This window comes from Altererythrobacter sp. B11, from assembly GCF_003569745.1.
Classification (GTDB): Bacteria; Pseudomonadota; Alphaproteobacteria; order Sphingomonadales; family Sphingomonadaceae; genus Croceibacterium_C.
The window spans coordinates 3,403,313-3,416,195 of record NZ_AP018498.1; the positions used below are offsets into that span (position 1 = coordinate 3,403,313).

Consider the following 12,883-nt stretch of genomic DNA (forward strand, 5'->3'; position numbering starts at 1 on the left):
AATGTTCTATATATGTTCTATAGTCCTGCTCCATCGATTCTTTGCTTTCAGGAGCTGCCAATGCCCATCCGGATCGAGCCTGCAGAAGGTACCAGGCTGAAGCTCGGCGGCGACGTAGAGACCATGGTTTCGCTGTCGCTCAGGGCCCAGCGTGAAGGCTTTGCCCTCGCCTTCTCCGACGGCACGCTGCTGCGCGGCAGCTATGATCTGAAGCTGCGTGAGCTGCGCCTGCAGCTCGCCTCAGAAGGCCGCAGCAACTGCGCGATCAGGCGCTGCCGGCATGGGGATATGGCTATGCTGGATGCCCCGATCGACTGGATCAGCATTGCCGCGGGAAGCGATGCGCTGTCTCCTTCGGAGAGCTCAGAAGAGGCCGATGCGACGCAGTTGGAGCTCGCGATCCGCCCCGCTCTGGCGGCATGATTTGTGCAGCCACTCCTACAAATATCGGCGTCAATTTGCTTGCCCGAAAGCACCTCGCAGGAGCAATATCGAGGCCATGGAACAGCCCTATCAGGCAGCGGTGCTGAGTGTGCTGGCACGCCTGCCGCAATGGATCAGGAGCGATCTTGCCGCAGCTGATCCGGCGGCAAGACAGCGCGCCGAAGAGACGCTGGCAGCGATGATTGCCGACGCCCTGGCCAAGGATCTGCCGCGCGCCGCATAGGCGGGCGGCTTGCCTCTCGCTGAGCGGCAGAGGCATGCGAGAAAGCAGGCCTTCAGGCGCAAGTTCAGCACTGCAGGATGAGCACTGCCGACTACTACGGGCACGTGCCTGCTGGTCTCTATCTGCTCAGCCTGCTGTCTCTTCTTACCGCCTCAGCAGCACTCTTTCCGTGCAGGCAAGACCCCGCGCTGCGATGCGCGGGGTCGCCCTTCTCCTAGTCGGCAGGGTTCCAGATGATGGCGAAGGCGTTGTCATCATCCTGCCCGGCAGCACGGCCGAGATTGGCATAGAGGCGGCGCGGTCCGAACTCGGGGGCGGCAAGGCTGAGCGACACATAGTCGCGGCCCGAGGTCTCGCTGCGGCGCAGCCATCCGGCGCCGATCTCCACCCCGGCAGAGGTAACCCGGTAGTCGGGCTGGGCCTCGCTGGTCTTGCCTGCATTGGGCATGATCATGATCTCGGCCCTGATGGAGAGCGTCTTGAGCTCGCCTTTGAAGCCCTTGCCCTCGCGGGTAACAAATCCGATTGCAGCCATGGTCCTGTCTCCTGTGTGTGTCGCTCCGACCCGGTGCCGGGCGATGGGCCGACTAGAGGGACGCGCGTGCAGCGGAGCGGCGCACCCGCAGGGCCGCAGCCTAAGCGAAGGACCGGTGCCAGGGGCTTGTTTGCGCGTCAGCGATCTTGCGCGAGGAGGCCGCATGCGGCCGGGGAAAGAAGCCCCGCAGCACCGGTTGCGCTGCACCGCGAGCGTCCCAGGTCATGGCCCCGTGAGCCGGTACTGGCTGGAAGCAGAGCAGCAGGAGAGCATGATTGGAGCAGTTGGTGGAGCACTGCCTAGTGGCAAAGCGAGCTGGTTTGAAGGCTCTGATCCGGGTTCTGCGAGTATGATCGTGGCGCCTCGGCAGGCGGTGTGATCCACCTCCAAGGCCTCACCTCACTGCCGGGGCTCTACCTTCCGCGTTCGGCGTTGATCGCATCCTGCAGCTGCTCGATGTGCCGCTCGCAATATTCCTCGACCACCCGCTGCAGCTTCTCGATCCGCTCGCCGATCCACTCGAGCTCTTCGGGCGTGATCACATAATGCGGCGAGTAGCGGGCCTGCACATAGGCGACCTGGAGCAGTTCGAAGCAGCGCCGGGCGAACTTGGTATCCCGCGGCCACACCGCGATCAGATCGAAGACCAGCGGCTCGGCCTGGCTGCGCAGGAACTTCAGCTTGTGCGACTTGGGTGAGTACAAGGTGAGCGTCAGAAGCAGGCAGTGGTAGAGGCGCTCCGTCGCTTGGTGGAAGTTGAAGGCTGCTTCGTTTCTGTTGCCTCGCTCGATGAGAAAGCGGGCCGAAGCGAGAAACGCATCTGCGCTCGGAAACCACTGCGCATAGTTCGCCTTCGCCTCTTTCAGCTTGGCATGCAGCGTCAGCGGTCGCGGCTTCTCGAGCGCGTGATCATCGGCTTCATAGAGCGCGATGCCCTGCTCGTAGATGTCGATGAAGAACGGCCGCCCCCGCTTCAGCTGGGTGTTCACATCCGCGAGGCTATGAACGATGAAGTTGACCGGGGCCGAGATGCGTTTGGCGATCGTCACCTCGCGCAGCAGATGCTCGTCGGCTTTGGCCCAGAACTCCTGCACATCGGTGAGCCGCTCGTCGCTCACCACCACCAGGATGTCATAATCCGAGTAGTAGCCCCCCACCGTATCCTCGACCCAGTCGCCCCGGGCATAGGAGCCGTAGAGGATCACCTTGAGGATCCGCCCCTGCTTCTTCCACTTCTGCGTCGCGAGGCTCGTCGCATCCTCGAACTCGGCAAACAGCAGCCGCACGACCTCCTCCAGATCGCGGCGCTTCCGCTCGGGGAGATGATCAAGGCTGGTCTTCATGGCTTACAGCGCAACTGTGCGGCATAGGCGATGCCATGCGCAAGAGGGAGGTGCTTCCGGAGCAGTTCTGCGGCATCGGCCGGTGCATCAGCCGGGCGGCGGATTGCCCCGACTGCCGGCGGCGAGCAGATAATCCGCCGCCTTGCTCGCAGCACTCGCCGCCCGCACGATGGCCTTCTCGTCGGCACGCAGCACCTCGAGCCAGGCACCGATATAGTCAGCATGGCGCACCGTCGGCTCGATCCCCAGCGAGGCACAGGTAAAGGCACAGGCAAGCTCAGCAATGAGCTCTTCCCTGGCATAGGCAGCCGAGCCGAACCGGCCGCTCTGGTCGCGCTGCAGCCGGCTGGCATGGCCGGTCCAGTGGCCCAGCTCATGCAAGGCGGTGCGGTACCAGTTGACCGGTTCGCCATAGACCGACTGCGGTGGAACCTGCACATAGTCATGCATCGGGCTATAGAAAGCCTCGCCCCCGCCGATGCGAAAGTCGGCCCCCGACATATGGATGAGACTGTCGGCAACCGCGATCGACAGCACCGGATCGGGCAGCGCAGGCGCAGCGGTAAGCTCGCCCGGCAGATCCTCGCATTGATCGACATGGAAGACGGTAAAGCGCTTGAGGAAGGCGATTGTCCGCGCCTCGCGGTTCTCCTCGCCTGCGCGCTCCTGCTCGCTCCTCGGGGTGAAGCGATCGGCATAGCACACGGTGGTGCCCTTCTCGCCCTTGCGGACATGGCCGCCTGCCGCCTGGGCCTGGCGGTAGGTCAGCCAGCGCTGCGAGGACCAGCCATGCTCGACGACCGCGGCCCACAGGATGAGGATGTTGATCCCGGAGTAGCTGCGGCCGGTAGCGGCATTCTGCGGCATGGCCAGCGGGCAGCTGGCGGCATCCCAGGGCTGTACCCAGGGCAGTCTGCCCTGCTCGAGCTCGGTGATGATCCGGGCGGTGACTTCGCCATAGAGGCTGTGGACTTGGGTATCGCGCATGGCTCTTCGCTCCTGTTCCTGGCGCCCGCACGCCCCGCCGGAAGGCGGGTGGGCGGCAGGAGCGAGCCCGCAGGGCCTGCCCCGCAAGGGCGGCCTGCACCCGCAAGGGCTGCAACGAAGAGGAAGACCCCGGCACCGCCGGGGTTGCGGGACGTCCGGGCAGGCCCATGGGAATCGCACCGCCCACCCGGCTGCCGGCATCGGGCGCCGCGTGTCAGGCGAGGAGAGGAGAGAGCAGCCGACGCAAAATGCCGCAGCCTCGTGTGCGCTGCCACCTCCAGCGACGCTCGCACGGGGGAGACAGGCCTTGCCTGGGTCCAGCGGCCGCCGCGCCACGGACCCTATGCAGCGAGAGGGGCCTCACCGCGCCGAGCAGAACATCGCCCAGTCATCCATCAGCAGGCGCCGCTTCTCGAGCAGGTTGCCGCGGCGATAGGCCGCCTCGGTCTTGTTGGCGACCACATGGGCAAGCGCCGCTTCGGCGACTTCCCCCTGGTGCTGGGTCTCCTCGCTCACCCAGTCGCGAAAGGCCGAGCGGAACCCGTGAACCGTATAGGGCTCCTTCATCTCCTTGAGCAGCTTCGTCAGCGTCATGTCGGATAGCGGCGTATTCCCGCGAATGCCGGGAAACACCAGCGAGCAGCCCGCGATCCGCAGCCGCTCGCAGCGTTCCAGCAAGCGCACCGCCGGCCGCGTCAGCGGCACCACATGTTCGCGCGAGGCCTTCATCCGCTGCTTCGGGATCGTCCACAGCTTCGCCTCGAGATCGATCTCGTCCCAGGTCGCCCCGCGCACTTCGCCTGAGCGGGCAGCGGTGAGGATCGCGAACTCGAGCGCCAGCCGGCTGAAGCTCTCGCGCTTGCGCAGCCTCACCATGAAGGCCGGCACATCGGGATAGGGCATGGCGGCAAAATGCCCGTCCTTCTTCGGCTGACGCGGCAGGCCCCTGGTGATCGCTCGCATCGGCGCCTCGCTGTCGCGGTAGCCCGAGGCATAGGCCCAGTCGAGCACGGTGCCGATCCGCTGGCGTACGCGCCGGGCAGTCTCGGGCTTGCTGAGCCAGATGTCCGCCAGCACATTGCGGATCATGGGCCCTGTGATGGCATTCACCTGCAGATCGCCGATCTCGGGAAAGACATAGCTCTCGAGCGTCCTGAGCCATTGCTGCTCGTGTTTCTCATTGCGCCAGGTCTTGCGGTGCTGGGCGAGCACCTTGGCCGCCGCCTCGCGAAAGGTCGGGATGCCGGCTGCCTTGCGCCGCTCGAAGATCGGATCGAGGCCCATCTCGACCCAGGTGCGGATTTCATGAGCGCGCTCGCGGGCGAGCTTCAAACTCACCTTCTTCGCGCTGCCGAGGCCAAAATCGCGCCGGTGACCGTTCTTCTGCACCCGGCACACCCAGCTCTTCGATCCGCTCGGCTGGACGACCAGCATGAGCCCGTCGCCATCCCCGAGCTTGCCCGGCCGCGAAGCTGCCGCGACGCCAGTCCTGGAGAGTTTTCCCATGGCCGTTTTTTCCCACACCTGTTCCCACATTTCCAACTTGGACGCCGGTGATCCGGCATGGACGCGAGGGGATGCGAATCAGCCCTAAGCCAAGGAAATCCTTGGACTTTTGCGGCTTGATTCAGATGTGGCAGGATAGGGTGGTGGCGGAGAGGGAGGGATTCGAACCCTCGGTACCCGTAAGGGCACAACGGTTTTCGAGACCGCCCCGTTCGACCACTCCGGCACCTCTCCGCAAGAAAAGCGCATGGGCGCGCAGGGCGCCGGTCGGCTGGGAGCGCGGCCGTTAGCCCAAGCCGGACAGCTTGCCAAGCCCCATCGCGCCCCGCGTCACCCGCGATCGGGGATTGGCCGGGGTAGCAGGCTTGTGCAGGGGCAAAGGAGGTCTATATTTCCGGAACATGGACCATTCGAGAATCTATTCGCCGCAGGCCGGCCGCCGGATTGAGTTCCCCCGCCATGCCGAAGCGCGCTTCGCGATCGGCGACGTGGTGCGCCACCGCATGTTCGATTTCCGCGGCGTCGTGTTCGATATCGATCCGGTCTTCGCCAACAGCGAGGAATGGTACGAAGCGATCCCGGAGGATCTGCGCCCGCGGCGTGACCAGCCCTTCTACCACCTGCTGGCCGAGAACGAGGAATCCTCCTACGTCGCCTATGTCAGCCAGCAGAACCTGCTGCAGGACCGTGACGGCGGCCCGATCGAACATCCCAACCTGCCCCAACTCTTCGACGAATTCGCCGGCGGCAAATACCACCTGCGCCGCAGCCTGACGCATTGAGCGGGCGCGTCGGCCGCGTAATGCCGGCCGCGCACCCTGGCCCTTCCGGTCAGCTCTTCAGCTTCCAGCCGCTCTTCAGGATGCGGTAGGTCACGAAGCCCAGCACGAGGTTGAGCACGCCCACGCCGATCGCCGCGCCGATTACGGCCTGATTGCTGTTGCCGATATCGCTTTCCCCGAGGAAGCCGAAGCGGAAACCCGAGATCATGTAGAAGAACGGGTTCAGCCGGCTCACCAGCTGGAAGGCCGGCGATAGCGCATGGATGACGTAGAAGGTGCCCGACAGCAGCGAGAGCGGCGCCACGACGAAATTGGTGACGGCCGCCGCGTGATCGAACTTGTCCGCCCACAGGCTGGTGAGCAGGCCCATCAGCGCCAGCAGCGTGGCGCCCATTAGGCCGAACCATACGATCGCCCAGGGATGCGCCGCCATCATCTGCACATCGGGCCACAGCCACATGGCCAGCGCCAGCGCGCCGCCCACCATCACCGAACGGGTGATCGCCGCTCCTACGATGCCGATCATCAGCTCCGCCTCGCTCAGCGGGGGCATCAGCACGTCGATAATCGTGCCCTGCAGCTTGCCCGCCAGCAGCGAGAAGCTGGAATTGGCGAAGGCGTTCTGCATCATGCCCATCATGATCAGGCCCGGCGCGACGAAGGTGGCAAAGGGCACGCCCAGTATCTCGCGCCCGCCGCGGCCCATGGCGACGGTGAAGATCACCAGAAACAGCAGCGTGGTGACCGCAGGTGCCCACACTGTCTGCGTCTGCACCTTGAGAAAACGCCGGACCTCCTTAATATAGAGGCTCCACAGCCCGATCCGGTTGAAACCCGTGATCTGCGGCTGGCCCTTGGGCGGAAACCTGCGCCCGGCGCCCGTGCCGGAATCGAGGAATTCGGGTGACGTACCGGCCGGTGCCGGAGTAGCTTGGGCTTGATCGGCCATAGGGGGGCGACTATCGGCCCCTGCTTGCGCTGGCAAGATGTTGCGCGGCCCGCCCGCATATGAATTGGTGGATTTTAGATGAGCTGGACCGAAGAACGCATCGCGACACTGACCAAGATGTGGGAGGGTGGCGCGACGGCGAGCCAGATCGCGGATGAACTGGGCGGCGTGTCCCGGAACGCGGTGATCGGCAAGGCGCACCGCCTTGGCCTGAAGTCGCGCCCCTCCCCCGTGAAGCCGAACGAGGAAAAGGACGCGGGCAAGCCGCGCAAGGCCGAAGCCAAGCCCGCAGCGCCCAAGGCGCCGCCGCCGGCCAAGCCGAAGGCGCCCGCCCCCCGCCCTGCGCAGCAGGCACGCCCGGCCGAGCCCGCGCCGGAAGAGCGCGAGGCGCCGAGCCAACCCACCCCCGCCCCGGCGGCGGATTCCCCGCGCGTTGTTTCCGTCGGCCCCGGCGGCTTCCTGCGGCAGGGCCCGGGTGACCAGCAGGCCCCGATCCCGCCCGCACCGCCCCGCCGCCTGGTGCCCGCGCGGCCCAGCCCGGAAATGGCCGACAAGACGAGCCTGCTCGATCTCAGCGACCGGGTATGCCGCTGGCCGATGGGCCATCCGGGTGAACCCGATTTCCATTTCTGTGGGGAGAAGGTGAACCCCGGCTTCCCCTATTGCGTGGAACATTGCGGCCGGGCCTATCAGGCGCAGCTGCCGCGCGGCGCCCGCCGGCCCCCGCCCCCGCTGCCCTTCGGCGGCCCGCGCGTTCGCTGACCGCCCGATTTTCCGAAGTTTCAGAGCCCGCCGTTCCCACCCCGGAACGGCGGGTTTTTCGTGCCTGCGGCTGCGGAGGCGAGTGCGATTCCAGATGGGGCTGGAACACGCTGGAACAGGGTTCATGCCAAAAGTGTAACCTTGCACTCCCCGGCGCGAAAAAGGGGGCAAATCTGCGGCTTTGGAGGGGGCTACGGCGTGCATGCGACAAGGCTGCCGCATGGCCTACGCCGTAGGAAAGCGACGCGGCTCGCGCTCGCTCGCTTTCGCCACGCGGGCTGCTCCTTCGAGAGCAGTTGATTAGTTCGGCGGCTCACTTATCCATGATGTGCAAATCAGATGCAGCATGGCAGGGGCAGTTATGCGGGGGAATGTAGGGAATGGGCGCCGCGCCCGATGGACGCGGATGGGCCGGCTTGTGGCGCAGCTGTGCGGCGCGGGGGTTCTTTTGCTGGCGCTTCCAGCCGCGGCCCAGCCGACAGGGGGTGAAGCCGGTTCCGCAACGAAGGCTGTGGCCGAAACGGGGCAGCTTCCCACAAGTGCCTTCGCCCGCCTTCCCTTCGTGGAAAAGGCAAGCTTGTCCCCCAATGGTGAGAATATCGCCGGGCTGTTCGGCGTAAACGGCGAACAGCGCATCATGATGATGCCGGTGCTCGGTGACCGGTCGCAGAGTGTTGGGGCGCGCGTGCCCGATCAGACCGAAGTTGCCTGGATCCGATGGGTGGGTGACGACAATATCATCGTCGGGCTTACCACGCTCATGCCGGTGGAAACGAGCCGCTGGTACGTTTCGCGGCTGATCGGAATCAGCCGCAAGACCGGCGAAATCACGAAGCTGTTATGGGATCTCGGCGGGCAGAATGCGGCCGATGTGCTGTGGATCCCGGAAGACGGAAGCACGGAAATCCTCGTCGCCGGTCAGGGCAGCATCTACGAGTCTGCGGAGTTCTGGCCTGCCGTATACCGCGTGGACGTGGCAACAGGACGGCAGAAACTGGTAGAGCGGGGACGAACCGGCGTGCTCGACTGGGGCGCGGACAATTCGGGTCAGGTGCGCCTCGGGATCGCCTATAGCGACCGCACCACCACCTCCAAATTGTTCTATCGCGCGCAAGGCAACCATTCCCTGCGGGAAATCGACCGGGCGAGACTCGATGTGGACGAGGACCTCACCATCCCCTTCTTCTTCGGGGAAGCGGATCACGGCTATATCATCAGGGAACTGGAGGGCGGGCGCTCCGCAGTTGTCGAGACCGATATCACCACCGGCCAGGATGTGCGGACCATCTATGCCGATCACGACGTCGAAGATGTCGTGATGTCCCCCGACGGTACGAAGCTGCTCGGAATATGGGCTACCGACGTCGATGAGGAAATCGTCTGGCTGGACCCCGGCGTCGCCACTGCTCAAACGGATCTGCAAACCGCTGCGCCGATGGCGAAGGCCAGGATCGTGAGCTTCAGCGCCGATCTGGGCAAGATGCTCGTCCGCTTCAGCACGCCGGACAACCCCGGCCTACTGTACTATTACGACAATACGACCGGCGATCTCTACCAGCTCGCCGATGCCAACCCGGCGATCGGCAGCAAGCGGCTCTCACGCGCGAAGCTGGTGCGTTACAAGGCTCGCGACGGACTGGAGATCGAAGGCGTGCTCACCACGCCGCGCGGCCGGGCGGAAAAGAACCTGCCGATGGTGGTGATGCCGCATGGCGGGCCCTGGGCACATGACGAGCTGACATATGACTATTGGGCGCAGTTCCTGGCGGAGCGCGGCTATCTGGTGCTGCAGCCGAACTTCCGCGGATCGACCGGTTATGGCGTGGAGTTTGAGAAGGCGGGCCGCGGGCAACTCGGCTTTGCCATGCAGGACGATGTTACCGCCGGCGTGAACTGGGCGGTATCGCAGGGGCTGGCCGATCCGCAGCGCGTGTGCATCGTCGGCGCCTCCTACGGCGGCTATGCGGCCATGTGGGGCATCGCCAAAGACCCGGACCTCTACCGCTGCGCCATTTCCATCGCCGGCGTGGCCAACCTGCGGCGCGAGGTGAACGATTTTGGCGATTCCATTCGCGCCCGGCTCTACCGCGGGCAATGGCAGGCCATGACGCCGGATTTCGCCGCCGTCTCGCCGCTCAATGCGGTGGAGAAGATCAAGGCACCGCTTCTGCTGATCCACGGGAAGAAGGACGTGACGGTGGATTACGCCCAGTCCGACCGCATGTATTCGGCGATGAAGAAGGCGGGCAAAACGGTGGACCTCGTCTCGCTTCCGCAGGCGGACCACTATTTCACGCGCGAAGCGGACCGGCTGACCCTGCTCACCTCGATCGAAGAGTTCCTGACGAAGTACAATCCGGCGGACTGAGCGCCGCTCCTGCGGGCTTCACGCGCCCGCCGCCGCGACCCTTCGCCGCTCCGCCTCGGCCAGGCTGGGCACATGGCGGTCGACCACGAAGGCGGCCGCCGCGATCACGGCTGCGGAGAGGGTCAGCACGGCGAAGAAGGGAATTGTGCTGCCCCCACCCAGCGCCAGCAGCCCGCCGCCGAAAGCCGTCGCCGCGATGGCGCCCACGCGGCTCATGAAGATGCCGAAGCCGATCCCGGCCGAGCGACAGCTTTGCGGATAGGCGTGGGTCATCATCACATACATGCCGGCGATGGCGGCGCTGAAGAAGCCGCCGGCCGCGCCGATCAGCCAGGTGACGAGCGTCTGCTGCGCCTGTGCGGGCGGGACGGCCGGATTGGGCGCCAGCCCCTCCACCGCCCAGCCCAGCGCGATCAGCAGCACCACCAGCCCGCCGCTGAGCGCCAGCATCACCGGGCGCGAGCCGAAGCGGCGCATGGCGAGGCCGACGATGATCGAACCGATCATCGAGGTGATCCCCGCCCAGGCCACCGCATTGCCCGCCGCCGCCAGCGAGAAGCCGCGCTCCGTCAGCATCACCGTGGACCAGCTGAGGATGCTGTAGGCGACCAGCGCCGCCGCCGCGAAGGCCAGGCCGATGCCGGTGTTCACCCGCGTGTTGCTGGGGTGGAGCACTCCCACGGAAGGCCCGTCCCCCGCGTCCGTCTCATGCCGTTCGGGCACCAGCTCCGTATCCTCGCGCAGCACCAGCCGCGCGTTGCGCAGCGCCGCTTCCCGCCGGCCGCGGGCGAGGAGGAAGGACGGGCTGTCGCGCAGCACCGCGGCGATGATCGCCACCAGCACCAGCGTGGCGAGGCCGATGCGCGTGAACGTCCCCGGCCAGCCATGCGCGACGGCGAGATCGGGCCCGATCCAGCCGACGATCGTGCCGCCGATCGGCGTGCCCACCGAAAGCGTGCTGACCGCCACGGCGCGCCAGCGATCGGGCAGCCATTCGCCTGCCATGGCCAGCGCATTGGCATAGGCCGCGCCGAAGCCCAGCCCGCCCAGAAGGCGCCAGCCCGCCATGTGCCAAACGCCGGCGGAAGTGCCCGCACCGACCGTCGCCAGCGAGAACACCAGCGCCGCCAGCGCCAGCGTCCAGCGGCGGCCGATCGTGTCGCCCAGCCAGCCCCCGCCCCACGAACCGAGGCCGAAGCCCACCAGCGCCGCACCCATGGCCCAGCCGAAAGTGGTGCTGTCCGTGTCGAAGCTGTCGATCACCAGCGGCGCGACGATGCCGAGCAATTGCAGGTCGATCCCGTCGCACACCAGCACCAGCATGCAGGTGGCGACGATCGCCCATTGGAACGGGTGCATGCGCGAACGGTTCAGCGCCTCTGAAAATGTAACTGCCATCGCTCTCCCATCCGCCAGTGTTTCCTGGCTTGTTATGCGGTTCCTGCGAACCGATGCTCAGCCATCCGGGGCGGGCGGCACGGTCACGGCTCCCCCGCTCATCTCCACTACGCCGAAGCGATTGCCCGCCGGATCCGTGAGCATCGCCAGGATCACCACGCCCGGCACCACCAGCCGCGGAAAGGCGATGCCGCCGCCGAGTTCCACCGCCCGCCGCTGTGTCGCTTCGATATCGTCCACGCCGAAATAGAGCACCCGCTCCGTAAGGGGGCCGAGATCGGCGGGCTCCACCCGCAGCGTGCCCGGCAGCGGCCCTTGCACGGGTACGGTAAAACTGCCGTCATCGGCAATGTCCCAGCCCAGCAGCGCGCCATAGAAGGACCGCTGAGAGACGAGATCGGGCGCGGCGATATCAAAGAAGACGAGCGGCGCAGGAGTGGACATGGCAGGCACCTCCTCGGCATGGATCGGCGGGTAAAGCGGCAGGAATGCAGCGCCAAGCGCGGGGGCGATCGCCAGCCGGCGGATATTGGCCGGAGCCCCGGCGCGGATCCCGCGCGGCCCGACTCGCTCAGTATGCGGGGCAATGTCAGCAAGCCTTCTCATTCGCATTGTCCCCTCCTCTTCCGCCCGCCCCGGGCGCCTGCACGCTAATCCTCGCGATACTGGCCGAAGTCCGGCGCCTCCTCGGCCTTGTCGGGCGTGGCGGCCAGCACGGCGTCGGCCCGGGCGCGCATGGCTTCCTTGTAGTAGCCGTGGGTGACGATGTAGGTGCGGTTGGCAAGGATGCCGTCCGCCACCAGCGCCCCGGCCTCTTCCGGCTCCATCCAGTTTTCGCCCACGATACGGCGGGACAGCTTCTTCTCGCTATCCAGGAAGCCGCTGCCCTGCAGCAGATGCGAGGGGCGATTCTGCTGGGTTTCGTGAATGTTGGACTTCACCGGGCCGGGCAGGAGAATGGAAACACCGATGCCTTTTTCCGCCAGCTCCGGCTTCACCGCTTCGCAATAATGGCAGACCGCCGCCTTGCTGGCGGCATAGATCGCCAGATGCGGCGGCATGACCACTTCGGCAGCCAGGCTGGCGGTGGAGACCACGTGGCCCCCGCGCCCATGCGCCACCATCTGCGGCATGAATTCCACAAAGCCATTGATCACGCCGCCGACATTCACGCCGAAACCGAAATCGTAATCGGCATAGGTCGCTTCCAGCACCGGGCCTTCCAGCCCCACGCCGGCATTGTTCACCAGAATGTCGATCCCGCCGAACTCGCGCTCCATCCGCGCCGCCGCCTCGCGATAGGCTTCGCGATCGGTGACATCGAGTTGCAGCGCGCTGACCGCGTTGGAGCGGGCGCCGCCGGTGAAGCCTTCCATCGCGCGGTCGATGTGGTCCTGCCGCAGATCGGCGATCACCACCTGCGCACCGCGATCGAGCAGCACCCGCGCGATGCCCAGGCCGATGCCGCTGGCACCGCCGGTGATGAACGCAATCTTCCCTTCGAAACTTCCGATGGGCATGCACCTCTCCCGTAATGTTGCGCCTCTATGTGGCAGAGGCCCCGCAGGTCGTCTATGGCCGGCCCG

At 66.0% G+C, this 12,883-nt stretch carries 13 protein-coding genes and 1 tRNA gene; 5 read left to right on the forward strand and 9 right to left on the reverse strand.

The window, feature by feature from the left end; translation table 11 throughout:
* Positions 1-60: 60 nt before the first annotated feature.
* Positions 61-423 carry a hypothetical protein gene (locus tag AEB_RS15890; RefSeq protein ID WP_119084003.1) on the forward strand — a complete coding sequence of 121 codons (363 nt, stop codon included), beginning with the start codon at positions 61-63 and terminating at the stop codon, positions 421-423.
* Between the two features lie 76 nt (positions 424-499).
* The gene (locus AEB_RS18225; protein ID WP_172593139.1) at positions 500-667 is read left to right on the forward strand and encodes a hypothetical protein; all 168 of its coding nucleotides are present in this window, start codon (positions 500-502) and stop codon (positions 665-667) included.
* Between the two features lie 214 nt (positions 668-881).
* On the opposite strand, the gene AEB_RS15895 is transcribed toward AEB_RS18225, so the two are convergent.
* From AEB_RS15895 to AEB_RS15915, 5 genes are all read right to left on the reverse strand, one after another.
* Positions 882-1,202, reverse strand: coding sequence for a DUF736 domain-containing protein (locus tag AEB_RS15895; protein WP_119084004.1), 321 nt, complete (start codon positions 1,200-1,202; stop codon positions 882-884).
* Between the two features lie 413 nt (positions 1,203-1,615).
* Positions 1,616-2,545 (reverse strand): HEPN domain-containing protein, encoded by a 930-nt coding sequence (locus AEB_RS15900; RefSeq protein WP_119084005.1) that lies wholly within the window; start codon positions 2,543-2,545, stop codon positions 1,616-1,618.
* An 87-nt stretch (positions 2,546-2,632) separates the two neighbouring features.
* Positions 2,633-3,532 (reverse strand): ArdC family protein, encoded by a 900-nt coding sequence (locus tag AEB_RS15905; RefSeq protein ID WP_119084006.1) that lies wholly within the window; start codon positions 3,530-3,532, stop codon positions 2,633-2,635.
* Between the two features lie 360 nt (positions 3,533-3,892).
* Positions 3,893-5,038 carry a tyrosine-type recombinase/integrase gene (locus AEB_RS15910; protein WP_119084703.1) on the reverse strand — a complete coding sequence of 382 codons (1,146 nt, stop codon included), beginning with the start codon at positions 5,036-5,038 and terminating at the stop codon, positions 3,893-3,895.
* A gap of 144 nt (positions 5,039-5,182) precedes the next feature.
* Positions 5,183-5,272, reverse strand: a tRNA-Ser gene (locus AEB_RS15915).
* 167 nt (positions 5,273-5,439) lie between these two features.
* Here AEB_RS15915 and hspQ point away from each other — a divergent pair.
* Positions 5,440-5,820: a heat shock protein HspQ gene (gene hspQ, locus AEB_RS15920; protein WP_119084007.1), complete on the forward strand. Its 381-nt coding sequence runs from the start codon at positions 5,440-5,442 to the stop codon at positions 5,818-5,820.
* Between the two features lie 49 nt (positions 5,821-5,869).
* On the opposite strand, the gene AEB_RS15925 is transcribed toward hspQ, so the two are convergent.
* Positions 5,870-6,769: an ABC transporter permease gene (locus tag AEB_RS15925; protein ID WP_119084008.1), complete on the reverse strand. Its 900-nt coding sequence runs from the start codon at positions 6,767-6,769 to the stop codon at positions 5,870-5,872.
* Between the two features lie 78 nt (positions 6,770-6,847).
* On the opposite strand from AEB_RS15925, the gene AEB_RS15930 reads away from it, so the two are divergent.
* Together AEB_RS15930 and AEB_RS15935 are read left to right on the forward strand one after the other, a co-directional pair.
* Complete coding sequence (locus AEB_RS15930) at positions 6,848-7,531, forward strand: GcrA family cell cycle regulator (RefSeq protein ID WP_119084009.1); 684 nt, start codon at positions 6,848-6,850, stop codon at positions 7,529-7,531.
* Positions 7,532-7,937: 406 nt separating this feature from the next.
* The gene (locus AEB_RS15935; RefSeq protein WP_172593140.1) at positions 7,938-9,899 is read left to right on the forward strand and encodes an alpha/beta hydrolase family protein; all 1,962 of its coding nucleotides are present in this window, start codon (positions 7,938-7,940) and stop codon (positions 9,897-9,899) included.
* A gap of 18 nt (positions 9,900-9,917) precedes the next feature.
* Here AEB_RS15935 and AEB_RS15940 read toward each other — a convergent pair whose 3' ends face one another.
* Genes AEB_RS15940 through AEB_RS15950 form a run of 3 tightly spaced genes read right to left on the reverse strand, consistent with a single transcriptional unit; the run spans position 9,918 to position 12,817 of the window.
* The gene (locus AEB_RS15940) at positions 9,918-11,297 is read right to left on the reverse strand and encodes an MFS transporter (RefSeq protein WP_119084011.1); all 1,380 of its coding nucleotides are present in this window, start codon (positions 11,295-11,297) and stop codon (positions 9,918-9,920) included.
* 57 nt (positions 11,298-11,354) lie between these two features.
* Entirely contained in the window at positions 11,355-11,903 is a 549-nt protein-coding gene (locus AEB_RS15945; protein ID WP_119084012.1) for a VOC family protein, read from the reverse strand.
* Between the two features lie 44 nt (positions 11,904-11,947).
* Positions 11,948-12,817 (reverse strand): SDR family NAD(P)-dependent oxidoreductase, encoded by an 870-nt coding sequence (locus AEB_RS15950; protein ID WP_119084013.1) that lies wholly within the window; start codon positions 12,815-12,817, stop codon positions 11,948-11,950.
* Between the last annotated feature and the right edge of the window lie 66 nt (positions 12,818-12,883).

What these genes read in the sequence shown, in the direction of transcription:
- AEB_RS15940 (WP_119084011.1), bottom strand. Translation starts at nt 11,297, where the DNA reads ATGGCAGTTACATTTTCAGAGGCGCTGAACCGTTCGCGCATGCACCCG.
- AEB_RS15935 (WP_172593140.1), top strand. Translation starts at nt 7,938, where the DNA reads ATGGGCCGGCTTGTGGCGCAGCTGTGCGGCGCGGGGGTTCTTTTGCTG.
- AEB_RS15910 (WP_119084703.1), bottom strand. Translation starts at nt 5,038, where the DNA reads ATGGGAAAACTCTCCAGGACTGGCGTCGCGGCAGCTTCGCGGCCGGGC.
- AEB_RS15905 (WP_119084006.1), bottom strand. Translation starts at nt 3,532, where the DNA reads ATGCGCGATACCCAAGTCCACAGCCTCTATGGCGAAGTCACCGCCCGG.
- AEB_RS15890 (WP_119084003.1), top strand. Translation starts at nt 61, where the DNA reads ATGCCCATCCGGATCGAGCCTGCAGAAGGTACCAGGCTGAAGCTCGGC.
- AEB_RS15895 (WP_119084004.1), bottom strand. Translation starts at nt 1,202, where the DNA reads ATGGCTGCAATCGGATTTGTTACCCGCGAGGGCAAGGGCTTCAAAGGC.
- AEB_RS15945 (WP_119084012.1), bottom strand. Translation starts at nt 11,903, where the DNA reads ATGAGAAGGCTTGCTGACATTGCCCCGCATACTGAGCGAGTCGGGCCG.
- hspQ (WP_119084007.1), top strand. Translation starts at nt 5,440, where the DNA reads ATGGACCATTCGAGAATCTATTCGCCGCAGGCCGGCCGCCGGATTGAG.
- AEB_RS18225 (WP_172593139.1), top strand. Translation starts at nt 500, where the DNA reads ATGGAACAGCCCTATCAGGCAGCGGTGCTGAGTGTGCTGGCACGCCTG.
- AEB_RS15950 (WP_119084013.1), bottom strand. Translation starts at nt 12,817, where the DNA reads ATGCCCATCGGAAGTTTCGAAGGGAAGATTGCGTTCATCACCGGCGGT.
- AEB_RS15930 (WP_119084009.1), top strand. Translation starts at nt 6,848, where the DNA reads ATGAGCTGGACCGAAGAACGCATCGCGACACTGACCAAGATGTGGGAG.
- AEB_RS15925 (WP_119084008.1), bottom strand. Translation starts at nt 6,769, where the DNA reads ATGGCCGATCAAGCCCAAGCTACTCCGGCACCGGCCGGTACGTCACCC.
- AEB_RS15900 (WP_119084005.1), bottom strand. Translation starts at nt 2,545, where the DNA reads ATGAAGACCAGCCTTGATCATCTCCCCGAGCGGAAGCGCCGCGATCTG.